This window comes from Rhodococcus ruitaii, assembly GCF_055230935.1.
This window is the reverse complement of the sequence record NZ_JBUYWC010000009.1, coordinates 167495-188625: the sequence shown is the minus strand read 5'-3', so window position 1 is coordinate 188625 and position 21131 is coordinate 167495. Positions and strand designations below refer to the sequence as shown.

Annotated in this window: 23 protein-coding genes, 2 pseudogenes and 1 riboswitch; of the genes and pseudogenes, 12 read left to right on the top strand and 13 right to left on the bottom strand. The window is 64.6% G+C overall.

Translation table 11 applies throughout. The annotated features are described in order from the left end of the window. Positions 1-182 precede the first annotated feature (182 nt). The gene (locus ACZI8W_RS13705) at positions 183-635 is read left to right on the top strand and encodes a MarR family winged helix-turn-helix transcriptional regulator (protein ID WP_463369038.1); all 453 of its coding nucleotides are present in this window, start codon (positions 183-185) and stop codon (positions 633-635) included. Positions 636-758: 123 nt separating this feature from the next. Here ACZI8W_RS13705 and ACZI8W_RS13700 read toward each other — a convergent pair whose 3' ends face one another. Next, on the bottom strand, positions 759-1169 hold the full coding sequence (locus tag ACZI8W_RS13700) for a RidA family protein (protein WP_463369037.1): 411 nt from the start codon (positions 1167-1169) through the stop codon (positions 759-761). 80 nt (positions 1170-1249) lie between these two features. On the opposite strand from ACZI8W_RS13700, the gene ACZI8W_RS13695 reads away from it, so the two are divergent. Continuing rightward, positions 1250-1633 (top strand): winged helix-turn-helix transcriptional regulator, encoded by a 384-nt coding sequence (locus tag ACZI8W_RS13695; RefSeq protein WP_463369036.1) that lies wholly within the window; start codon positions 1250-1252, stop codon positions 1631-1633. A 329-nt stretch (positions 1634-1962) separates the two neighbouring features. Next, positions 1963-2358 (top strand): SDR family oxidoreductase, encoded by a 396-nt coding sequence (locus ACZI8W_RS13690; protein ID WP_463369035.1) that lies wholly within the window; start codon positions 1963-1965, stop codon positions 2356-2358. Between the two features lie 3 nt (positions 2359-2361). Here the strand turns inward: ACZI8W_RS13690 and ACZI8W_RS13685 are convergent. Further along, positions 2362-2811: pseudogene (locus ACZI8W_RS13685) on the bottom strand (SOS response-associated peptidase); the annotation flags it as partial. Between the two features lie 104 nt (positions 2812-2915). Between ACZI8W_RS13685 and ACZI8W_RS13680 the strand changes: the two are divergent. Further along, complete coding sequence (locus tag ACZI8W_RS13680) at positions 2916-3728, top strand: tyrosine-type recombinase/integrase (RefSeq protein WP_463369034.1); 813 nt, start codon at positions 2916-2918, stop codon at positions 3726-3728. Here ACZI8W_RS13680 and ACZI8W_RS13675 read toward each other — a convergent pair. After that, positions 3697-4734 carry a transposase gene (locus ACZI8W_RS13675; protein ID WP_463369033.1) on the bottom strand — a complete coding sequence of 346 codons (1038 nt, stop codon included), beginning with the start codon at positions 4732-4734 and terminating at the stop codon, positions 3697-3699. The two genes, ACZI8W_RS13680 and ACZI8W_RS13675, sit on opposite strands and share 32 nt — an antisense overlap. Next, complete coding sequence (locus ACZI8W_RS13670) at positions 4707-5171, bottom strand: hypothetical protein (protein ID WP_463369032.1); 465 nt, start codon at positions 5169-5171, stop codon at positions 4707-4709. The genes ACZI8W_RS13675 and ACZI8W_RS13670 overlap by 28 nt, the downstream gene beginning before the upstream one ends. A gap of 63 nt (positions 5172-5234) precedes the next feature. Between ACZI8W_RS13670 and ACZI8W_RS13665 the strand changes: the two genes are divergently transcribed. The 3 genes from ACZI8W_RS13665 to ACZI8W_RS13655 are packed head-to-tail and all read left to right on the top strand — an operon-like array spanning position 5235 to position 8691. Continuing rightward, a complete protein-coding gene (locus ACZI8W_RS13665) occupies positions 5235-5606 on the top strand; it encodes a tyrosine-type recombinase/integrase (protein WP_463369121.1) in 372 nt (123 codons plus the stop codon). Beyond that, entirely contained in the window at positions 5603-8101 is a 2499-nt protein-coding gene (locus ACZI8W_RS13660; protein ID WP_463369031.1) for a tyrosine-type recombinase/integrase, read from the top strand. Before ACZI8W_RS13665 ends, ACZI8W_RS13660 begins: the two co-directional genes overlap by 4 nt. After that, a complete protein-coding gene (locus ACZI8W_RS13655; RefSeq protein ID WP_463369030.1) occupies positions 8098-8691 on the top strand; it encodes a DUF6262 family protein in 594 nt (197 codons plus the stop codon). Before ACZI8W_RS13660 ends, ACZI8W_RS13655 begins: the two co-directional genes overlap by 4 nt. Positions 8692-8884: 193 nt before the next feature. On the opposite strand, the gene ACZI8W_RS13650 is transcribed toward ACZI8W_RS13655, so the two are convergent. Then, positions 8885-10348: a hypothetical protein gene (locus ACZI8W_RS13650; RefSeq protein WP_463369029.1), complete on the bottom strand. Its 1464-nt coding sequence runs from the start codon at positions 10346-10348 to the stop codon at positions 8885-8887. A 209-nt stretch (positions 10349-10557) separates the two neighbouring features. On the opposite strand from ACZI8W_RS13650, the gene ACZI8W_RS13645 reads away from it, so the two are divergent. After that, positions 10558-10893, top strand: coding sequence for a hypothetical protein (locus ACZI8W_RS13645; RefSeq protein WP_463369028.1), 336 nt, complete (start codon positions 10558-10560; stop codon positions 10891-10893). A 17-nt stretch (positions 10894-10910) separates the two neighbouring features. Here the strand turns inward: ACZI8W_RS13645 and ACZI8W_RS13640 are convergent, their stop codons facing one another. Next, the gene (locus ACZI8W_RS13640; RefSeq protein WP_463369027.1) at positions 10911-11276 is read right to left on the bottom strand and encodes a hypothetical protein; all 366 of its coding nucleotides are present in this window, start codon (positions 11274-11276) and stop codon (positions 10911-10913) included. Between the two features lie 140 nt (positions 11277-11416). After that, positions 11417-11496, top strand: a riboswitch (ZMP/ZTP riboswitch). A 23-nt stretch (positions 11497-11519) separates the two neighbouring features. On the opposite strand from ACZI8W_RS13640, the gene ACZI8W_RS13635 reads away from it, so the two are divergent. From ACZI8W_RS13635 to trpS, 3 genes are all read left to right on the top strand, one after another. Next, a complete protein-coding gene (locus ACZI8W_RS13635) occupies positions 11520-12368 on the top strand; it encodes a bifunctional 5,10-methylenetetrahydrofolate dehydrogenase/5,10-methenyltetrahydrofolate cyclohydrolase (RefSeq protein ID WP_463369026.1) in 849 nt (282 codons plus the stop codon). 99 nt (positions 12369-12467) lie between these two features. After that, positions 12468-12995, top strand: a complete 528-nt coding sequence (locus ACZI8W_RS13630; protein ID WP_463369025.1) for a dihydrofolate reductase — start codon at positions 12468-12470, stop codon at positions 12993-12995. A 217-nt stretch (positions 12996-13212) separates the two neighbouring features. Next, the gene (gene trpS / locus ACZI8W_RS13625; protein ID WP_463369024.1) at positions 13213-14253 is read left to right on the top strand and encodes a tryptophan--tRNA ligase; all 1041 of its coding nucleotides are present in this window, start codon (positions 13213-13215) and stop codon (positions 14251-14253) included. A gap of 186 nt (positions 14254-14439) precedes the next feature. On the opposite strand, the gene ACZI8W_RS13620 is transcribed toward trpS, so the two are convergent. The 3 genes from ACZI8W_RS13620 to ACZI8W_RS13610 all read right to left on the bottom strand — a co-directional run bounded on the left by ACZI8W_RS13620 (position 14440) and on the right by ACZI8W_RS13610 (position 16475). Next, complete coding sequence (locus ACZI8W_RS13620) at positions 14440-15084, bottom strand: hypothetical protein (RefSeq protein WP_463369023.1); 645 nt, start codon at positions 15082-15084, stop codon at positions 14440-14442. Between the two features lie 325 nt (positions 15085-15409). Then, complete coding sequence (locus tag ACZI8W_RS13615; RefSeq protein WP_463369022.1) at positions 15410-15994, bottom strand: hypothetical protein; 585 nt, start codon at positions 15992-15994, stop codon at positions 15410-15412. 55 nt (positions 15995-16049) lie between these two features. Continuing rightward, entirely contained in the window at positions 16050-16475 is a 426-nt protein-coding gene (locus ACZI8W_RS13610; RefSeq protein WP_463369021.1) for a hypothetical protein, read from the bottom strand. 139 nt (positions 16476-16614) lie between these two features. Here ACZI8W_RS13610 and ACZI8W_RS13605 point away from each other — a divergent pair, with 139 nt between their 5' ends. Further along, positions 16615-17685 carry a hypothetical protein gene (locus tag ACZI8W_RS13605; RefSeq protein ID WP_463369020.1) on the top strand — a complete coding sequence of 357 codons (1071 nt, stop codon included), beginning with the start codon at positions 16615-16617 and terminating at the stop codon, positions 17683-17685. Between the two features lie 155 nt (positions 17686-17840). On the opposite strand, the pseudogene ACZI8W_RS13600 reads toward ACZI8W_RS13605, so the two are convergent. From ACZI8W_RS13600 to ACZI8W_RS13585, 4 genes and pseudogenes are all read right to left on the bottom strand, one after another. After that, positions 17841-18113, bottom strand: a pseudogene (locus ACZI8W_RS13600) (SOS response-associated peptidase family protein); the annotation flags it as partial. 113 nt (positions 18114-18226) lie between these two features. Continuing rightward, positions 18227-19816, bottom strand: coding sequence for an ABC transporter substrate-binding protein (locus ACZI8W_RS13595; protein ID WP_463369019.1), 1590 nt, complete (start codon positions 19814-19816; stop codon positions 18227-18229). Between the two features lie 100 nt (positions 19817-19916). Next, a complete protein-coding gene (locus ACZI8W_RS13590) occupies positions 19917-20711 on the bottom strand; it encodes a MerR family transcriptional regulator (protein ID WP_463369018.1) in 795 nt (264 codons plus the stop codon). Continuing rightward, positions 20708-21127, bottom strand: a complete 420-nt coding sequence (locus ACZI8W_RS13585; RefSeq protein WP_463369017.1) for a VOC family protein — start codon at positions 21125-21127, stop codon at positions 20708-20710. Before ACZI8W_RS13585 ends, ACZI8W_RS13590 begins: the two co-directional genes overlap by 4 nt. Positions 21128-21131: the final 4 nt, after the last annotated feature.

Genomic DNA, 21131 nt, shown 5'->3' with positions numbered 1-21131 from the left:
CTTGTTGATACTGTTCTGCTCGTGGCCGGGCATGGCCTCACGTTCAGACTTCGTGCCCGCCAGGTTGCGGCTGGCGATGGCTGCACTGAAGTCGCTTCCGGCGTGGGAGCTGATTGGCGCGAGCCCGAATGTGACAATGTTCTGATATATCGAAATACACGCAGATAGAGGAGGAGCGTTCGGTGACATTCCAGGCTGGCAACGACTCGCTATCCGAGGCGCTCGACAACCGACTCGGCACTCACATTCGGCGAATCGCACAGCTGATCATCGACGCGAAAGCTTCGGCACTGCGCCCACTCGACCTCACCGTGGCGCAGTACGCGACCCTTCTCTCGATCAGACACCTCGAACCGACCTCTGCAGCGCAACTCGCACGAACCGGGAAGGGCACCCCGCAGGCGACCGGCACGATGTTGTCCACCCTCGAAAGCAAGGGCATGATCAGCCGTCAACCGTCCCCGATGCACCAGAAACTTATCGAGGTGCGACTGACCGCACTGGGAGCGAAAACCATCGAGGAGGCCGACGACCGCGCTGAGCGCATCGAAGCCGAGCTGCGCGACGGCATCGGCGAGGAACTGTTCGACAGCGTCCTCAGAATCGAACAGATCGCGACGGACCTACTGCAGTAACTCCTCGCTGCAGTCTTCTCCCCACACATGCCACACAATGGACATGGCCGCGATGCAGCAGCTCAACGGATGTCAGCGCCCTCGTCCCGCTCACCCGAGCCCACGACACCCGCAGACGAGGGGTCAGTCCACAATGGCAGTTGCTTCGAGTTCGACGAGGACGTCCGGCTCGAACAGATACTCCACACCGATGAGGGAGGCCGGCGGCATCGGCGACTGCAGACCTATCTCCGCAGCAACCTGTTCGACCCCGGCCATGAACTCGTCGATCCTCTCGGGCTGCCAGCCGGTGACGTAGAAAGTCAGTCGTAGAACGTCGGCGAACGTCGCTCCCGCGCTGTTGAGCCCGGCTGCGGTATTGCGCAGCGCCTGGGCGACCTGCCCCGCCAGATCCCCCGGGGATACCGGGGTGCCGTCGGCGAGTCGCGCGATCTGCCCGGCGACGTGGACGTGCCGGGCCCCGGTTCCGACGGCGACGTGGTGATACGGGGTCAGGCGGGTCATGTTTTCGGGATTGAGATACCGGACGGTCATGGGTGCTCCTCGCACTCGATTGAATGAAGTATCTCATTGATACTTGATTACTTGAGGACACTTCAACGAGACTAGGTAGCGTGTGCGATACCACCGACACCGATCACGACGACCTCACTGTCACCCCTCCACATCGTGAACTTCTCGATCAGGTTCTCGACAAGTGGTCCTTGGCGGTACTCAACGAGCTGTGTAATCGACCGAGCCGTTTCAACGAACTGCGCCGCGCCATTCCCTCGGTCACTCAGAAGTCGTTGACCGCGACCCTGCGCCGCCTCGAACGCAACGGCATCATCGGTCGCGAATTGATCAGCTCCCGTCCCATCGCCGTCGAATACCGGATCACTCCACTCGGCAAGACTCTGCGCCACCCGGTCGACGTGCTCCTCTCCTGGGCCGATGCGCATCTGCCCGCGATCGCTGACGCTCGCGCCCTGTTCGACGCCGAGCACGACGGCATCTGATTCGATGGGGATGGAGGCAGGCGCCGACAGCGGTAGTGCTGGACACGGATACTCACCCGGTCGTCCCAGGGCACCTGCCCACGAGGCAGCTCTGCTCGCGAAGCTCGCCGAAATGCCTGAACCGGCTGTGGCCTGGCCGAGCGCGTGCACGCTATCGTGACCGCGCGCACCCTCCCTGGGCCCCGACGCTGTACTACGGCCAGCTCAGCTACGCGGGGAAGAAAAGGTGCTGATCGAGCAGGCCTCGAAGTGACCCGGCAGTTCTACGCCGCAGCATTCAACCCGCGGCGGCACCGAGTCGCCAGGTCAACACCTGAAGGAGAAGCGCGTTGTCGAACAAGATTGCCGTCACCACCCCGACCGGGCACGTCGGACGACACGTCGTGGCGATGCTGGCGCGCGCCGGGGTCCGGCCGCTGGTGCTCGCTCGCCGCCCCGAACGCCTCGACCCGGAGATCCGCGCCGAGGTCGACATCGTCACCGCCGCGACCGGCCACACCCTCGAGGTACAGCAGATCGAGGACCAGGCCATGCGTGAGATGCTCCGCGGGTTCGGTATGAACGATGCGCACGTCGAGGCACTCGTCGGCATGTCCACCGGCATCCGCGACGACTACGTCCCGGAACAGCCCCGGACCGTCCGGACCACGACGCCCACCACTCTCGCGTCATGGGCGTACGACATCCTGACGCCGCTGCTGTCGAGCAGCGACGCACCGAAGTAGTGCTCACCGATCCACCGGCCGCAGCAGATCCGGGGTGTTGTTGCGCGGCGAGTTCACCGCCGTACTCACCTCGAACAACTCCAGATGCGGTTCCGGGACCGAGTTCAGCAGCGCATCGACATCGTCACGGTCGGTCAGCCCTGGATCGAGCCACGGATCGATGAAGGTATCCGGCAGGATCACCGGCGACCGGTCGTGGATCTGGCCGGTCGCATCGGTCGCAGGCCGCGTGAGCACAGTGCACGTCCACAACCACCGGTCCGGATCATCTTCGGGCAGATCCGGATTCGGCCACAACTCATACAGGCCGGCCATCGACACCGGCCTGTCACCGTGCAGGAAGAACGGAATCTTCGTGCCGTCCTCGTTTTTCATCCACTCGAAATAGCCATCCGCAGGCAACACACAGCGCCGGCGGGCCGCAGCCGCCTTGAACGCCGGCTTGCTCGTTATCTGGATGTGGTGCCCAGGGTGAGGCATATTTGCTGGTCCAATGTTCTCTAGACGTTCCTGTTCACTATCCGGATCGTATCGGTGACCTTCGTTAGCTTGGCCACGTGCGATCGGAATTCGTAGCCGAACGGGCCATCACCCCCTCCGACGGCCAGATACGCTTCGTCGTTACCGACACCTCGTACCGCATCCATCCGGAGGCGTCGGCGTACCTCGCGGCGCTGAGATCTCTCGACAGGTCACCGAACACAGAACGGGTCTATGCGGGGCGCATTGCGGTGTTCCTGACCTACTGTTCGGTCAACGTAATTGACTGGAAGCGAATCGATCTCAGTACATTGTCGCGATTCCTCCGGTGGCTGACCACCCATCCAGTTGCTCCGCGCAGCGCGCGCTCCGCACCCCGCTACCGCAGTGCACGGACAGCGAACGCAGTGATGACGACGGTGTGCGAGTTCCTCCGGTTCGGCGCTTCCCACGGATGGGTCTCCCTGGATCTGGTGCAGAAGCTGTCGCATCGGATGGAGCTCGCCTACCTGCCTGGATACGACGGCCGCGAATCCGACGGCATGGTGACCGTTCAGGCCAAGACGTTAAAGCTGACGGAGGCTGCTAGCGAGACGGAGTGGTTGACCAGGGACCAGGTCGACGCCCTGATCGAGGCGGCGAAGTCCGGGCGTGACCGATTGCTGGTGACTCTGCTCGCCGTGACAGGCATCCGGATCGGTGAGGCGTTGGGATTGCGCCGAGAAGACGTCCATCTCTTGCCCTCCGGAGCTCAGGTGGGATGCCCCACGCAAGGTCCTCACATCCACATTCGTCGACGTCGCAACGCGAACGGTGCACTCGCGAAGTCTCGGTATCCCCGTTCGATTCCGGAAGTTGTCAACCTGTCTGAGACAGAACAGGTGTGTTGATTCCCGTCGGTTTCGGTAACGCCGCCACCGGCCGACGCCGGAACCGACGCGGATACTTCTCATGAATCCGGTCGAGCCGCTCCTGCCGGCGTCGGTGTTCCTCGGTGTCACTACCGAGAAACACCGACGCAGGCGTGTACCGACCCAACCCACTGTGCCGATGCTCGAGCGCATACCGAGTCAAGAACTCCTCGGTCCACCGCCGAGCATGATCGATATCGTCGAACCGATCCGGACACGTCAGGTCGTACTTGATGGTCTTGAACAGTGACTCGCTGAACGGATTGTCGTCACTGACCCGCGGACGCGAGAACGACGACACCACCCCCGCCCTACCAATAGCATCGAGCAAATCCCCCGACCGCATCGACGACCCGTTATCGGCGTGCAACACCGCCGGCGCCCCGAACGCGGTGAACGCCTCGGTGAACATCTCCACCGCCATGGTCTTGTCCTCGTGGTATTCGATGCGCCACGCCACCGGGAACCGTGAGTACACATCGATCGCCAGATACAGCTGATACCGATCCTGCGTGCGGGGCCCCTTGAGCATCGCGATGTCCCACGACCACAGATCCCCGGCCACGCTGGCATCGACGACCGGTCTGCGGCGCGATAGCGACGGTCCTCCGGTGCGGCTGCGGCGCCGGTCCCCGGTGAGTTTCTCGGCCCGAGCCACCCGATAGAACGTCACCTCCGAGCAGTCCACCAACCCGTCATCGAAAGCGCGCCAATATATTTGGCACACCGACAGATCCGCGTTCCTCTCGGCGAGGATCAACCCGACGATGGTGTCCTTCTCGGCCTGCGACAGCGCCGCCGGCTGCTGCCGCTGCCGATGCGGGATCGGCTCGGGAACCGGTCGATAGTGCCGATAGTGGTGGGCCCTGCGGTAGTAGCTCGACCGGGCGATCCCCAGCAGCGCGCACCCTGCGGTGACGGACATCCCCGCCTCGGCCAGTTCGGTGACGGTGTCGGTCAGGACAACGCCTTGCGCTCGAGCCACAGCGCGTACTCGCGTGCACTCATCAACGACGGCGGGATCTCGGTGCTGTCCTCCGTCGAGGTCTTGCTGATCCCCTGCAAGAGCTCGAAACCTTTTCCCAGGATCTCCACGGCGGCGTCGCTCTGGGCGACCTTCTCGCGCAGGCGTTCGTTCTCACGGCGGAGCTTGGCCAGCTCCGCGCGGTCTCGACTGTCCAATCTGTCCCTCGCTTTGTCTGCTGCGTCGACCATCGACTCCTGTAAGTGTCCCTCATCGCGGGCACGGATCCAGGCGCGGACGGTGGCGCTGGTGAGGTTGTTCTCGCGTAGCAGTCGGGATTTGGCGCCGCGTTCGGTGCAGGCGTCCCAGCGGCGGAGGAACTCGATTTTGTAGGCCATCGAGAACGCGCGGTGGCCTTGTTGGGTTCGTCCCACGGGGACGGTGATGAAGTCGGACATCTGTGTTGCTCCGTTCCCCGCGTTGGTTGTCAGGGTGTCTCATGATCATCCTGACAACCAACGATTCCCGCCCTCGACGACGTCACCACCCTGTACGCGGACTACCTGCACGAGCGATTCGCCGTCCCGGGCGCGTCGGATTCGGATTTCGTGTTCGTCAACCTCTACCGCGAGCCGATCGGAGCGGGCATGCAGTACGACAATGCGAAGACGATGTTCGACAGGCTATCGAAGAACGTCGGCTTCACCGCCCGCCCGCACATGCTGCGCCATTCCGCAGCCACCCGGTGGATCGACGCCGGTGTACCGCGCGATGTTGTCCAGCACCTACTCGGACACGTGTCCCCCGGTTCGATGGAGCGCTACCTTCATCCGACCGACGACGCGAAACGGGCCGCCATCGAGATGGTCGCGGCCGCGCAGGACAACTCATGACCACTGCTGGTGCTGGTGCCGCGATACTGAGCTTTCCCGGCCCGCAGGAGCCGGATTGGATCGCTTGGCTCAAGGAGCACACGAAAACGGACTGGCGCCCGGGCGAGTGGGACCACTCGGTGTGGCTGTGCACCGGTGACCCGACGAATCCGCAGACGACTTCCGAGGTGTGCCTGACGCTGCGCTGCGAGTCGGTGATCGACCATCGCGGTCTGTGCACCTCCTGTAGCCGTGCTCGCGCCCGTCTCGACATGACCGAGTCGGAGTTCATGCGCAGCCACGTTCCGAAGCGCCCTCGGAACCGGTACGGATCACGGCCGCCGCAGTGTTCGGTCCTCCACGGATCGAATCGATGCCCGCGGCACGCGACCTCACAGCAGTTGTGCAGCTTCCACTACGCCCATCTACGACGCGCACAACGAGCCGATCCCGCCCTTGACCGCGACAAATGGCTCGCCGCGAGCAACCTGCCGGAGGCGCCGCACCGCGAACATCAGATGTGTCTGGTGATGGGGTGCGTACGTCCTCCGCGGGCGACGAGCGGACTGTGCAGCAGTCACTACGTCAGCCACAAGACGCACGCCCGCAACGAACCGATCGAGTCGTGGGCCCGCACTCAAACACCTCACCTGGCAGTGAATCAGTTCACCCTCGGCCATCTCCCGGAGCAGTTGCGGTGGGAAATCCTCTACGCGGTCCAGCAGCGCGACGCCCGCCGCGGCCGGCTTGCACCGTCGACAATGCGCACGGTCATTCGCATTCTTGCGGATCTGCCGAGTCTGTCGGTTGTCGAGGAGGCAGACGTACTGGCGCTGGCTCGTCAGCAAAGCATGACGAGTGTGGCCTCGCATCTGATCGAGTTCGCCCGGTCACTGCGCACAGCACACGGCGCCCTGCTCGGTATTGCGCCGACCGATGGCCTCGTCTGGGATCTGGTCGCGGCCGGGCTGCGCCCGGAGCCCTCCGCCTACGGAGCACGACGCAAGATGGGTTCGATCGACTTCGGCTCGATCCCGGTCGAGTGGTTACGCGATCTCACCCTTACCTGGGCCCGAGCGGAACAACCGACCACCCGCGTCCTGGGAGAAACTGTCCGCTCCGCTGTCATCGCCGCCGGCGTGATGCGGCGCCGCAAGGACCTCGGCGCCGATCCGTCAGCATTGTCGCGAACAGACATGGACGACATCGTCGCGTCCTTCCGCGATCTACGCCGGCCCGATGGCGAACCGATGGGCGTGTATCGACAGCGCACCTTTGCCAGGCGCTTGTTCGATCTGATCGAGTACGGCCATCGCATCCGCACACCGAAGAGTCTCGATCCCAGCTTCAGCCGGCACAGCTTCCACATGATCCCGTTCACCGACGTCAAGGACGACGAGGCGGGACGGGCCCTACCCGCCCATGTCCTTCGGCAGCTCGATGACAATCTGGATTCCCTGGGTGCGGGTGTGCACTACGGCGACCTGACCGCCGAGCAGGTACGCCACATGTTCACCACCGCGTACATCATCGCCCGCGACACCGGACGCCGACCGCTCGAGGTGTGCTCACTACGCGTCGACTGCATCACCGGCATCGGGAAGAACGAACCGGTACTGCACTGGAACAACTACAAGACTGGTCGTTTCGGGCGCAAGCTACCCGTCACGACCGCGACCTCCGACACCATCGCCTCCTGGCAACGAGCGCGCGCCCAGATCACCACGGCGGACCGCAATTCCGACTACCTGTTTCCCGCCAAGACCGGTCTTGCCCAGATGCCGTTCCTGCGGCCGCACGGCTTCGCGACCACGATGCGACAGTGGGTCGATCAACTCGACCAACTCGATTCGGACGGAGTCGACGACAATGGCGACCTGGTGCCATTCGACCGATCCCTCGTCTACCCGTACGCACTTCGGCACTCCTACGCCCAACGCCACGCCGACGCCGGGGTCCCTGTCGACGTCCTGCGGGAACTGATGGATCACAAGAGCATCGCCACCACCACGCTGTACTACCGGATCACCAGCGACCGCAAGCGTGAGGCCATCGGCACGGTGGCGGTCCACTCGGTGGACCGATCAGGCCACATAACTCCCGTCGACTCCGCTTCCGACTACGAATTACGCTCCGTTGCAGTGCCATACGGGAACTGCATCGAACCATCCAACGTCAAGGCGGGTGGCAAGTCGTGTCCGGTGCGCTTCCAATGCGCCGGCTGCGGCTTCTACCGCTCCGACCCGTCCTACCTGCCCGCGATCGAAGAGCACCTCCACTCCCTTCGATCAGACAGGGAAACAGCACAGGCCATGAGCGTCGCCGGATTCGTCACCGCCAACCTCACGGCCCAGATCGACGCGTACTCCAGCGTCGTTGCCTCGATGACCGCGCACCTCGACGCGCTCGACCCGGACGAACGCGCCCGAATCGAGGAAGCATCCGAGGTGCTCCGACGATCACGAGCGAGAAATACGCGATTGCTACCGCTGCACGTCGTCGAGCCAACAACATGACGTCGCCGCGCCGCACCCCCACTGAGGTCCTCGTCGAAGCCCGGAAACGGTCCTCGGCTCGCAAACGAGCCCACGTCAAGGCCACAGTGGACGAGCTGGCGAAAGCCGGCACACCCGTGACCTTCGCGGCCGTCGCACGAGCTGCCGGTGTGTCCACATGGCTCGTGTACGCCGAGGGGGTCCGTGACTACATCGAGCAGGCACGTGCCACCCAGGCCACCGCTGGCGCAGGCGACGAGGCAATCGGTCGATCCACCAGCAAGGCTGGTGTCCTCGCCGACCTCGAACACATTCTCCAGGACAACCGCCGGCTTCGGATCGAGAACACCAACCTCAAACGCGCGGTCCACGAAAGCCTCGGCCGCCAACTCGACGACAAATCGAACCACCACCTACGCGCACGCATCGACGAACTCACCGCCGCCAACGCGAACCTCCAGCGCGAGAACGAACGCCGAGATGGAGAGTGCCAAGAACTGCGTGAAGCACTGCGCGGCGCGGAAGATGATCTGGCAGCCGCACGCACCAGCCTGCGACGAATGATCAAAGACCGCACTGACCATCTATCCGATCCGCCGACATCACAGTGAGCATCGATACAGGTAGCCGCCACTTCGATGAGATGAACGCGGTGATTGCTGGGCAGCCACGATCAGGAACTCGAAGGGGGCGAAGGGGCGAAGGGGGCGACGCTCGCTCGCATCGGGCGTCTCGCTATCACCCGTAGGAACGGAGCCCAGTCTCGTTGCCGCCGCCAGGGTGTGACGCACTCATATCGAGGATTCACGGCATGGAGGCGACATCGAGGACCATCCCCGACTTCTCGCGACGATCCGTGTACCCGAGTTCGGCGAGATACTCATTCGCGACAGACGCCGTGATGGTCTCCGCGCCGCGGTCCGCGAGCATATGCGTGATCCGGTGGACGAGTTGAGCAGTCACAGTATCCGAGGTACCGGGTACGGTCTCGAGCACATCCAGATGCGCGCTGACCTCGCTTGACCAGCGGGCCGCAGCATGCCCGACATACGGGCGACCGATCTCGTTGTTCGCGCCGGCCTGCACCCACACTGCCAGAACGCCGGTGCTCTTCCATTCGAGCGGACGGTCGATGTCGAGGCCGTCCCGGGCAAGCCACGCCCCCTGCATCGGGACCTCGCTGACCCAACACTCCTGACGGACCGGGGCGGTACACGGAGCAGAGATGTAGATGGTGTCGCCGTCGCGGCGTCGGGTACCGCGAACCAGCAGCCCCGTACAGAGCTCCTCGCGCCATCCCGCAATGATGGTGCCAGCGACGCTGGCGGGAGTGTGCAAGGGCAGACCGGCGAGCTCGTCGGCGGCCTGCGGTGGAAACATGGTCAAAGCGAAGGTGTTGGGGTTGCGCGCCCACCGGAAGTACACCACCGCGTGGTCGTGCTCGACGTGCAGTCGGACCGGACGGAACTGCTTGTCGATGCTGCCGCGGACCCGGATTCCGTTGCGCAGTGCGCGCACCGTCTCGGCCGCGGTGTCGGCGAGCTGGTCGACGGGCACGCCGGTGACGTCGAGTCGCCAGCCGCCGTCGGGTTCGGTGTCGGGATGGCGGATTCCATCGGTCGGGGCGTACGGGCCGACCCGGGCGATGTGGTCCAGTAGCGCCCTCGATTCCGGGACCGGATCGAGTTTGCGGGCGCCGATGACTTTCAGCCACACCCGGTTCCAGGCGATGTTGTCCGGGGCCAGCACAGGTGTGCCGTCCGAGGCGAGAAACACCACAAACAGAGGCTGGGTGTATGCCAAGTTGGTGCGCATGCGCCGGTCCACATCGGTCCGGCGGATCACTTCGTACGCATAGTCCGACCAGTGCCGGCCGAGCACCGCACGTGCCCATGCTTCGGCTTCGATGGCCGAGAATTCATGGACCAGGTCGGATCCAGCTGCCTGTCGGTCGGGGTACCGATCGGAATAGCCCTGCACATGGATCCGCACGCACACCGGCATCGTGTCCGCAGGGAAGGATCCCAGCTCGTCGGCGTCCTGATAGCTGTGGCTGACATGGATCCGCAGGTGCGGCGTCGTCAAGGACGCCCCTTCGACAGAGTGGGTGCCGAAAGGCGTCGGCCGACGATGTGGGGATTCTCCGGTGGCGGCGACGCGGCGGAGCAGTTCACGGTAGATCGCGATGGGTTCTGCGAACCGTGTGGTGAGCAGTTCGGTCATGGCGGCGCGGTCGGGTGCGCCACCGGACTCAGCAGGCGGAGTCATTCTTTCGACGAAGTGTCAGCATGAAACCCACAGTAACCCAGTTCTTCCTGGTCGCCCCAAAGCGGGCACCCATGCGATTTGTTCGTCGGCACAGATCGAGCGTCGAGACGGGCCTCTTCTGTGCTGATCAACCATCGTCCAACAGGACACGCCGAAGCCGAGGGTGGGGTTCGCGACCAAGACCGGCCGTCTCACCGCACACTGCATAGGTGACTGAAGATCACGGTCCGCTGACCGCCGCCTACCTCAACAAGGGCACGCCAGTGATGTATACCGGCCCGGACAATCCACGGCTGATCTCCCCGCATGCGGCATTCACCGTGTTACGCAAGGGACACCCCGGGCGAATCTTGGACCCCGACTGGCACCACATCCGTGTCGAATGGGTCCGGTTGGAAGACGAACCCATCAGCTACGGGGCAGGTTTTTCTCTCGAACGGACAGTGGATCAGCCCGATGGTTTTGTCCCCGGACTCGTCCGCATCAGCGAGTCCCAGTACGAAGACCTTGCCATTCACTTTCGAGCTGAAGCCGACCCGAAGTAAGCGGAACGCACAGATGTCTATTCACTCCACAGACCGCCGTGGGGTAGCTCGCCGAAACGATCGATCGGCCACGGAACCCGCTCGCCGTCGACCCGAAACTCCACAGTTCGTCGTGGCGGCTGCCTGCGGGGGCGGACGTCGACAGCGCGGAAGGAGTAGCCGTCCTGCCGCGCCGACTCCCAGTCGAAATCGACGGTTTCGCCAACGTGGAGGTTCGCGCTCTGCCCCCGGATCTGGATTGATTCCCCGCGGCCGAGGTCCGGAGGGGTGAGCGTCCAGATGTTGCTGAAATGCACCCAGCATCCAGTTGGGGTGTCCGAAGACTCGATCACGCCCCAATCCTCTTCACCGTGCCAGACGGACACGACACCGACACTCGTCATCCTGGAACCGTAGCCCGCCTGGCGACAGACATACCAAAGGCCGCGCGGGTGAACCGTCGCGTTGCCCGATCCTCAAACAGGACACGTCGCCGATGGCTTTTCCGGCGGTGCCGTAGCCACCGGTGAGTCGCGCAGCTACGCTTGCCTCGCACGACTGGCGCAGGTGGGCAACCACCGGGGAGTGCGAACAGAGCAGACATCGACCGCCTGGGTGTCCCTCGACTTCGATCGAGAGGACTGACCATGATTGCACGGGTTATCGACGGCCGCTCAGTGGCAGCGACGCTCCTGGACACCATTACTCGAGAGACGGCACAGTTCACCCAGATGCATGAACGGCGCCCGTGTCTGGCGACCGTGCTCGTCGGGGACGATCCGTCCTCCCACACCCACGTCCGAATGAAGCGCAACCGGTGCGCCAAGGTGGGCATGGAATCGCGGTACATCGAACTCCCGGCGGAAACCACCACCGCCGCACTCGTTGCAGAGATCGAGGCTCTGTCCGCAGACCCAACCGTCGACGGAATCCTGTTGCAGCACCCTGTCCCCGCTCAAATCGACGAACGCGCCGCGTTCGAGGCGATCGCACCAGCCAAGGACGTCGACGGCGTCACGATGCACAGCTTCGCGGCAATGGCTTTCAACGAGAAGGGGTTCCATTCCTGTACGCCGGGCGGGATCCTTCGCCTCCTCGACGCCTACAAGGTTCCCCTGGCCGGGCAGCACGCGGTCGTCGTCGGTCGCAGCCCGATCCTCGGAAAGCCCGTCGGGATGCTGCTCCTCGCTCGAGACGCGACCGTCACCTATTGCCACTCACGCACTCAAGACCTCGCCGAACACATTCGAGAGGCCGACATTGTCGTCGCTGCCGTCGGTCGACCCGAACTCGTCCGTGGTGAGTGGATCAAGGACGGCGCGGTGGTCGTCGACGCAGGCTACAACCCCGGCAACGTCGGGGATGTCGACTACGCCGGCGCAGCTCAGCGAGCCCGCCTCATCACACCAGTGCCCGGCGGGGTGGGGCCGATGACAATCGCAGTTCTTCTCGAGCAGACACTCACCGCGGCCAAGCGGGTCCGATCGTGCAGCTAGTAGGAAGGACCGGCTTGGCCGCGGTGTGTGGGTCTGCTCAAGGTGGGGTCACACAACTGACGGCAGTGGTGTCATCTAGGGACGGGAGTGGGCCGGGTCGTGGTGAAGCTGGTTGTGGCGTATGACGGCGAGCGTGGAATCGGCAGGGCGGGAACGATTCCGTGGGTGCTGCCGGGAGAGCAGGCGAGAATCGCTGCTATCACCAAGGAAACCACCGAGCCTGGGAAGCTGAACGCGCTGATCATGGGCAGCCGTACCTACTTCTCGTTGCCGCCAACCCGCCGGCCGCTGCCTGGTCGCCGCACGATCGTGGTCTCCACGCGCGACGAGTACCCGGCGGATGTGTGGGTGGCGCGGAGTCTGAGCGAGGCGGTCGCGATGGCGGATGCGTCGGATGAGATCGAGGACGTGATCGTGTTCGGTGGCGCGATGCTGTACAAGCAGGCTCTCGTAGACGACGTCGTCGACGAGTTGCTGGTGACGGTCGTGTCCGGCACGCATGGGTGTGACACATTCTTCCCGGAAATCCCGAGCGACTACGCGCTGTGTTCGACGACCTCGGCCCAGTACGGGCGGGAGTGGGCGGAGCACCAGGTTTACCAGCGTGACGTCGCCCGGCCGGGGTAGTGCGGATCTGGAATCAGATCTCGCGCCCGATCGGTTCCTGTTTGACGCGGTCAACGAGACGGATTGCTACCCTGGCCGAGTGATCGTGATCCGACAGGCATGGTGGTGGCTGCGCCGGCAGCCCGCCTAACCATGTCCGCGGGCTGTACGCAGCCCGCGATCATCCATTCGCTCTGATCGAGGTTCGTGCAGCCCCTGACCATTTCAGGAGCAGTGCATGACTTCCCTCGCCACCACCATCGACCGCAGCGATCTGCTGCGCGCCGATGTCGCCGACCACCCGAACCGATACCGGGTTCTTACCGGTGAACGCCCCACCGGCCCATTGCATCTGGGCCACTTCTTCGGGACCGTCGCCGAACGGGTCCGCCTGCACTACCTGGGCGTGGATACCTTCATCATCCTCGCGGACTACCAGGTCATCACCGACCGCGACGCGATCGGCCAGGTCCGCGACAACGTCCACAACGCGGTCCTGGACTACCTAGCCGCCGGGATCGACCCGGAGCGGGCCACGATCTTCACCCACTCCGCGGTGCCGGCCCTGAACCAGCTGCTGTTGCCGTTCCTGAGCTTGGTCACCGAGGCCGAGCTGCACCGAAACCCAACGGTCAAGGCCGAGCACGCCGCCTCGGGCCGGGCGCTCAGTGGTCTGCTGCTGACGTATCCGGTGCATCAGGCGGCGGACATCTTGTTCTGCAAGGGCAACCTGGTGCCGGTGGGGAAGGACAACTTGCCGCACGTGGAGCTGACGCGGGTGATCGCGCGGCGGTTCAACGACCGCTACGGGACGGTGTTTCCGGAGCCGCAGGCGCTGCTCACCTCGAGCCCGGAGGTGCCCGGGTTGGACGGGCGGAAGATGTCGAAGTCCTACGGCAACGCGATCACGTTGTCGATGACCGCCGATGAGACCGCCGCGGTGATCCGCAAGGCGCCGACGGACTCCACCCGCCGGATCACGTTCGACCCGGCCGCTCGTCCCGGAGTCTCAGCTCTGCTGACCACCGCGGCGCTGTGCACGGGCCGCGACGAGGACGAGATCGCCGACGAAGTCGGCGACGCCGGCGCCGGTGCGCTGAAGAAGTTCACCACCGCCGCGGTCAACGACTTCCTCGCCGCCCACCGTCGTCGGCGCGGTGAGCTGGCCCGCGATTCGGGCTTCGTCCGTGACGTCCTGAGCGTCGGCAACGGGCGTGCCAATGAGATTGCCGAGCAGACCCTCGGCGAAGTACGAACGGAGATGGGGACGTTCTACTGACCACAACTCGAACCGCCGTACGCGACGGCTGTCCTGTTTGACGATCGTCAAACAGGACACCGATCCGACTCGCTGGACGACAAGATCCATGTCGAGATGCAGCGAAGACCGAAAGAGAACGCAGTTGCAGGCTGACCGGGGAGTTCCCGCCGACCGTCGGTCTGGGTCAGCGCATCGAGCGGATCTTCAGCCTGCTTCGGTTCCTGGGGACACCGTAACGGTCCGCGGGTCTTCGTTCCTCCAGCCAAGGGTATGCGCGTGGTCGGTGATCGTCCGTTCGATCGCAGGACGATCGGCTGGCGAGGTTCGCCATGCTTCGCTGAGTGTTGCGATGGCGTCCAGGATGGTGACATCGCGGCCACTGTCAGGTGTGCGTGGCGTGGAGGAGCGCCCATCACCCCACATATATCCGCCGACAGCAGGGTGAACGAAGCCGTCGCTGATACGAGCCAACATCATCTTGCTGTACACCCGCACACCGGCGGCATAGATTCCATCCCCGTGATCTCCGCCAAGCTCGTGGAACAGCTCGTGTGCGAGCTGGTACTGGACCTCGGTGATGCGCCCTGATCCAGGCCTGAGTGGGTCCCCGGGCTTTCGCTGCCGGAACCGAGACACGATGTCGGCGACGGTTGCGGCGACATCGGGTGGAATCAACGGTGGTGGGCGATGCAGGTCGCCGCCGATCGCGGACAGAAACATCGTGCACGCGCGGGGAAATCGGGCCCAGTCCCCTTCGCCGCCGGCGACGATGGTCGCGTTGTACAGAAAGTCATCGAACACGTCGCGGTGCACCGGCGGCATCCGCCGCATCCTGTCCGCTTCCGCCACCGTCAATCCTCCGTAGAGGAATGACTCGAGCACCCTGCCTTCTACATCCGTAAGCTGCACATGCATACCCGCGTACTGGGGGAACCGACGGGCGACGCCGTCGGACGCGAGGTCACCGACCTCGAGTAAACAGTCTCGCTGCGGTGGGGCGCAATCACCGGCGGACTCGTGTCGGGTATGCCAACTCGAATCTCCGTGCAGTCCCGCAGTGCCGCGTGATTCCATGACCCCACGAGTCGAGGCTCGAACGCGCACGGGCCAAAGGGAATCGACCGGAAGCGCCGGACGGGTGATCATGCCTCGGTCTCGTCCCCCCGATGTTCGGCTACCCCCAATACGGCGGCTCGCACGCCGGGTCATCACGTACTACGTCGATACGCTGGTCGGCCACGATGCGATCAATAGCGTCCACGCTGGCCCCGATCGTCGCGAAGTGCGGGTCAACGTCGTTGGTGACGCACCAGGCACGGTCTGCCGGCCAGATGAAAGCGGGGTCGGGCGAGTTGCCATACGGCCACCGTGTGTGATCTGTACTGTCCCAGTCGGTGTAATCCGCCAGCGTGCCGCGGAACAACCAATAGACACGATTGGGAATCGCGAAGTTGGGTGCTGAGTGGATGGTGGTGGTGTCCCACCCCTCCCACATGCAGAAGTAGCACTCATCTGGTGTGGCTGTGTATCGAGACAGGGCGTCCAGTGCGACGCCGATCTGTTCCTTCTCCGACAACTCGCTCTGACCGAAATCGATGTGGCTCGCCTTCTGCCCGGGAAAGCTCGGATCGGGGATGAACCTCACCCTCGCATAACTCGGATATCCGAGCGGTCCGCGACCCGCCAGTCGGTACCACGGAGGTCCTTGCTCGACGAGCCAATCGGCAGCGGATGCGTCCTCGCACAGTTCGAAACTCACCCAGCCATTGTCTCCTTGGGCGGTCCGCGACCGGGCCGTCGCATCGGCGTTGTCATCACATCTGAATGGCCCAGATGTATGTTCGCGTCCCGTTGTTCGCTGACGGATCCCAACTCGCCTTCAACATCCCCTTCGGTGGCAGCCCCGCTTCGCAGTACATCCAGGTCGGCGACGGAGTGGGGCGATCCGGCGATGAGACGCCGTCGAAGCTGGCGGGCGTCGAGAAGTGGCAGGGCACCAACCCCGACTCGGCGCGCAGCGCCTCCGCCCGAGCGATCGAGTTCGACTCGACAACCAGGTACGCGGACGAGTCCGGGAACGAACTGAAGTACTCGGCGTACACGACGGTGTCACCCTCCGCCAATACCAGCCCCAGACCTATGGCCAGGCTTGTCGCGGATCGCTCCTCCGATCGTTCACGGACCAGCTCGTAGAGCGGCGGAACCCCGAACCACAACGCCACCGCGCCAACGAGTGCCACCACGCCAGCGATACCGGCCCACTGTCGCCGTGACGGTCTCCTGAACGCACTCATACGTCGATATGACCACACGCCGGGAGCCCGAAGCTCCATCTGATCGACCGGGACGACCAGCGGCGACCAATAGGGTGGTCAGGACATGACTACAGCAGAGGCACTGTTGGCCGGCCCGCGGGGACGTCGGATGCTGCTCGCCTTCACCGCGCAGGCCGAGCGAGACCGGCAGCCGGAGTTCCACGCAGACTCGTTCAACCACGCGGCGTTCCTGGCCTCGTACCACCTGGCGGCGGGTCGCCCTGGCGGGCCGGTGATGTTCGGTCCCGGCTCCGACGAGGCCCGGCGAACCGTCCTCACCCCAGCCGATGTGGCGGACCGCCTCTCCCTGGTACCGCTGCCCGAGGTCACGGCGGCCGCGCTACGTTCCGCCCTCACCAGCGCGGTCGATGCGGCGGCCTATTGGCAGCCCCCGGACGGCGACGACCTGCTCGCGGCCGCCGACCCCGTACGGCGCGAGCTTCGCCGCGTCGCCGAACACATCGCAGGTTCCCCGCATGCCCGGTGGTGGACGACTGCACTCGACCCAACCGACCAATGGATGGTCGACTGGGGCGGCACTCGCCGCGACGGGCCGGCTGGAGACTTGCTGCGCGACTATCGTGACGAGACCTCACAACAGGAAGAACGAGCGCAGCGTGATCCTGCGGGCGGGTACGGCTACTGGTGGTCCACCCCACCGACCCGCTCAACGACCCGGAGACTGTTCGACCGAACCCCTGCCGGAGTGTGGTTCGTCGAAGACGGACTGGGTTGGAAACGCGCCACCGGACATCGGGTGAACGTTCCCGCGGACACCCGCGTGTACGAGATCGACAGCGCACACGCGTGGGCACAGCTGTGTCGCGAGTTTCCTGTCGAAGTGACCGCGCAGAAACGACCCGACTGGCACCACGCCACCGGGCGGTGGGGACGCTGGGTGATCCCCGACTGGCCACGAGTAGCCGACAACTACGACAGCGTGCACCTCACACCCTCCGGCTACCTTGCCGCAGCGGGCACCGTGATCGATGTCGACACAGACATTGCGAGCGTCATCGCCGGATGGTCTCCGGACGAAACCTACTGGCTCACCGACACAGTCACCCGCGACGGCGACGCTCGAACCTGGGTACGCGACAACCACGGCCAGGAACCTGCCTGGGTCGAGGAATAACCGAACCGTCAACTATTCGGCCTCGCCCATGTACCAGAGCCGGTGCTGGGCCATCCCGCACGTCACAGAGAACGCGACTCAACACCGCGCGGGTCAACTTCCCAGGTCAGCGCCATACTCTGCGCAACCATCGGTACTTAGAGCCAGATAATGCTCGTGATCGTCTCCGACCGCGCGTTGATCATCCGCGACCCGATCTTCGGATCCTTCGCCCACGACGGCACCAACCCCCACTTGACCTGTGACGACACCATCCGCACTGGGGCAGCGTCCGGTTCGGAGCGCGGCGCGCGTTCGAGCACCACGTTCACCTGCTGCGTCGGGGCGATGTTGTACGACGGCGGCAACTCCTCCCCCACCGTCTCGACGGCGTCGTAGGCCGCGAGCAGATCGCCTCGGGTACTGGTACTTGCATAGCGTCCACACACGATCGGACCTCCCGTCGTCGCAGGTACACCACGAACGATAGCCGTGGCCACCGACGCGTCCGGCGACCCGGAGTGAGAACCCACCTACGACTGGACCTGATCCAGCTCACCGGCTAGCCGGTGAGCCACATGCCGTCGGGAATCGGTGCGCCGAGGCCGGACAGTCGGACCCCGTGCACATCGTCGCCGATGAGCACTGCAGGCGCGGGCCGGACATACCACGCACCGGGGATCAGCTCGGCCAGTCGTTCCTGCACGACGTCGTACGCCGCTGTGCGTTCGTCGACGGTGGTGCCGACACGACCGGCATCGAGCGCCGCGTCCAGATCAGGATCGTCGATTCCCACGATGTTGCCCATGGACGTCGAGTGGAAGCTCGACCAGAGGGAGTGATCCGGATCCTGAATGGTCACACCGTGGACCATCATGTCGAAGTCGCGTGTACCGAATCTCGCGAAGGCGGCGGGGAAGTCGAGCACCTCGACCTCGACCTCGACGTTGTCGAACGCTCTCAGCTGTGCCTGGGTAGTCTCCGCGACCGCCTTGTTCTCCACGGTCGGGAATGTCGTGAAGGTGAACGACACCGGCTTCCCCTCGGCCGCCAGCTCATCGAACAATTGCTGTGCAGTGTCGGCGTCGTGGCCGCCGAGCGGGATGTCGGAGTACCACGGCGAATCCTCCAGGAAGAGAGTGTCGGGAACGACGCCTTCGCCGTTGTAGACGGTCGCGTTCATCGCCTCCATATCCACCGCAAGCGACACCGCCCGCCGGGCGCGTGGATCATCGAAGGGAGCACGACGATGATTCATGCCGAGATACTGCCCGCCGCCCATCGGCACGACCTCGACCGCCGTTCCTGCGCCTTCTGCTGCAGCGAGAGTGCTCCAGTTGCTGTCGGAGGCCAGGTCGGCGCCACCGGTGGTGATCGCGTTGAACCGTTGTGTGGTGTCGGCAGACGTGCGGATCGTGAGTCCGTCCAGGTACGGCCGGGGCGCATCCCAGTAGTTCGGGTTCTTCTCGAGCTCGATGGCGTCCTGTCTGGACCAGTTCGCCAACGTGAAAGGGCCGGCACCGATCGGGTTCTCGTCGAACGCCGCGGCGTCCTGCTGCAACGCATCCGGGGATGCGATCCAGTTCATCGAGCTGACGATCACACTGTGCGCGTAGTTCGGGTTCGGTGCGACCAGCGTGACTTCGAGGGTCGTCGGGTCGAGCACCTCGGTCGCCGCGATCTGCGATGCCTCACCGATCGATCCCGACGCGGTGGCGGGGTCGCGCAACCGGTCCCAATTGAACTTGACTGCCTCGGCGTCGAGCGGGGTGCCGTCGGAGAACGTCAGGTCGGGTCGCAGTGACAGCACCATTGTGGCGCCGCCGTCGTCGCTCGAGAAGTCGGTGGCCAATCCGTATTCGATCTCGAGGGTGTCGACGTCGGTGGTCATCAATGTGCCGTACAACGCATTCCCCAGCAGGGACGAACCCGCATAGGTATTGCTCATCACCGCGGGGTCGAGCGTGCGCGGCTCACCCATCTGAATGACGGTCGCGACACCGCCCTCCACCGGTTCCCCGACCCCGGCCGGATCATTTTCTGCGCTACCGGAATCCGCCCCGCCGCACGCGCTCAGCAGCAGGGCGGAACATACCGCGACGGCTGCCGCATCGATGCTGCGTCTCCGCCATGACAGTCTTCCTCGAAGCATTGGCACCCTTCCCGGCATCCTCTTCTGGACGAGACCGAGACTACGTCATTACTGTAAGGCGCACCATAAGATTTACTGCGGGAATGTCGGACGCTTCGAGTCAGGGTGCGGACACGGGGTGCACGACCCTCGTGAGCATGTTCTCGGCGCCGACCTCTGCCGGATCAGTGAGGTAGTACTCGCGCACCGGGCCCACGGCCTCGACTCCGCGGGCCGCGAGGTCGGCGAACAGGGCGTGATAGGCGACCGGCAGGAGTGCCGCCGGTCCGGTGAAGTCCACGGCAGCGAAGAACCCGCCGGGCATGAGAACGGCGTCGGCACCGACATCGGCCGCAACCTCGATTCCTACCCCGAAGTCGACAGTTCCTTCGAGGACCACCGGGTACCGTCCGACCACCGGCGCATCCGTATCGGCGCCGAGCGCGGCAGCCTCCGCCAGGAGATTCTCGATCGAGGCGGCAACAGTGCCGTCGAGGTCGTCCGCGTCGGCGCTGCCTTCGCGCCACAGCACGACCTGCTCCTCGATGTGGCACAACCGAACGGGAAGTTCGGCTGCGGCACGCTCTTCGAGCGACACGACAAGAGCGAGCGAGCGCAACGCCTGCGCAGCCTCGTGCTCGATCCGGGCACGCTCGACGGCCAGCACATCCGCGCCGCGCGCCGGATCATCGACGATGCGCCGGATCGCGGCGATCGAGACCCCGGCCCGGCGAAGCAGCCCGATCCGCAGCGCCGTCGCGAGTTGAGCAGGCGCGTAGTACCGGTAGCCGGTGTGCGGATCGACCCGCCCGGGGGTCAGCAGGCCCTCACGGTCGTAGTAACGCAGGGCTTTCACGGTGAGTCGGCACGCCCGCGCGAACTCTCCGATGCTCATCCACGGCGTCGCGTCGGTCATGTCCTACCGGCATCCACTGTGAACGGAATCACCGTGATCACGTCGATCAGCAGACCGTCGGGGTCGACGGTCATGAAGTGCCGTTGCCCGAAGTCCTCGCTGCGCAGGCTCAGAACGATGGGCAGTTCTGCCGATTCCGCACAGGCGTGGACCGCGTCGACGTCGTCGACCTCGACGGAGACGAGGACGCCCGCGGGTGATCGGCGGAAGCCTTCCGGGATCGTCTCGTGGCCCTGTATGACGAGCCCGAGCTGCACCGATTCGGTGATCGGCGACTGCAGCTGTACGTACCAGTTGCTGTCGTACACGACAGCCAGACCCAGGAGGCCTGCGTAGAAGTCGCGGCTGCGGCGAATGTCCGCGACCGGGACGACGGGAAAGATGCTCTGCGGTGTAGATTGGCTCTGCGTTGTCATGCTT

What these genes read in the sequence shown, in the direction of transcription:
- ACZI8W_RS13700 (WP_463369037.1), bottom strand. Translation starts at nt 1,169, where the DNA reads ATGACCGTCCGGTATCTCAATCCCGAAAACATGACCCGCCTGACCCCG.
- ACZI8W_RS13670 (WP_463369032.1), bottom strand. Translation starts at nt 5,171, where the DNA reads ATGTCCGACTTCATCACCGTCCCCGTGGGACGAACCCAACAAGGCCAC.
- ACZI8W_RS13660 (WP_463369031.1), top strand. Translation starts at nt 5,603, where the DNA reads ATGACCACTGCTGGTGCTGGTGCCGCGATACTGAGCTTTCCCGGCCCG.
- ACZI8W_RS13655 (WP_463369030.1), top strand. Translation starts at nt 8,098, where the DNA reads ATGACGTCGCCGCGCCGCACCCCCACTGAGGTCCTCGTCGAAGCCCGG.
- ACZI8W_RS13650 (WP_463369029.1), bottom strand. Translation starts at nt 10,348, where the DNA reads ATGACTCCGCCTGCTGAGTCCGGTGGCGCACCCGACCGCGCCGCCATG.
- ACZI8W_RS13640 (WP_463369027.1), bottom strand. Translation starts at nt 11,276, where the DNA reads ATGACGAGTGTCGGTGTCGTGTCCGTCTGGCACGGTGAAGAGGATTGG.
- ACZI8W_RS13635 (WP_463369026.1), top strand. Translation starts at nt 11,520, where the DNA reads ATGATTGCACGGGTTATCGACGGCCGCTCAGTGGCAGCGACGCTCCTG.
- trpS (WP_463369024.1), top strand. Translation starts at nt 13,213, where the DNA reads ATGACTTCCCTCGCCACCACCATCGACCGCAGCGATCTGCTGCGCGCC.
- ACZI8W_RS13605 (WP_463369020.1), top strand. Translation starts at nt 16,615, where the DNA reads ATGACTACAGCAGAGGCACTGTTGGCCGGCCCGCGGGGACGTCGGATG.
- ACZI8W_RS13595 (WP_463369019.1), bottom strand. Translation starts at nt 19,816, where the DNA reads ATGCTTCGAGGAAGACTGTCATGGCGGAGACGCAGCATCGATGCGGCA.
- ACZI8W_RS13590 (WP_463369018.1), bottom strand. Translation starts at nt 20,711, where the DNA reads ATGACCGACGCGACGCCGTGGATGAGCATCGGAGAGTTCGCGCGGGCG.
- ACZI8W_RS13585 (WP_463369017.1), bottom strand. Translation starts at nt 21,127, where the DNA reads ATGACAACGCAGAGCCAATCTACACCGCAGAGCATCTTTCCCGTCGTC.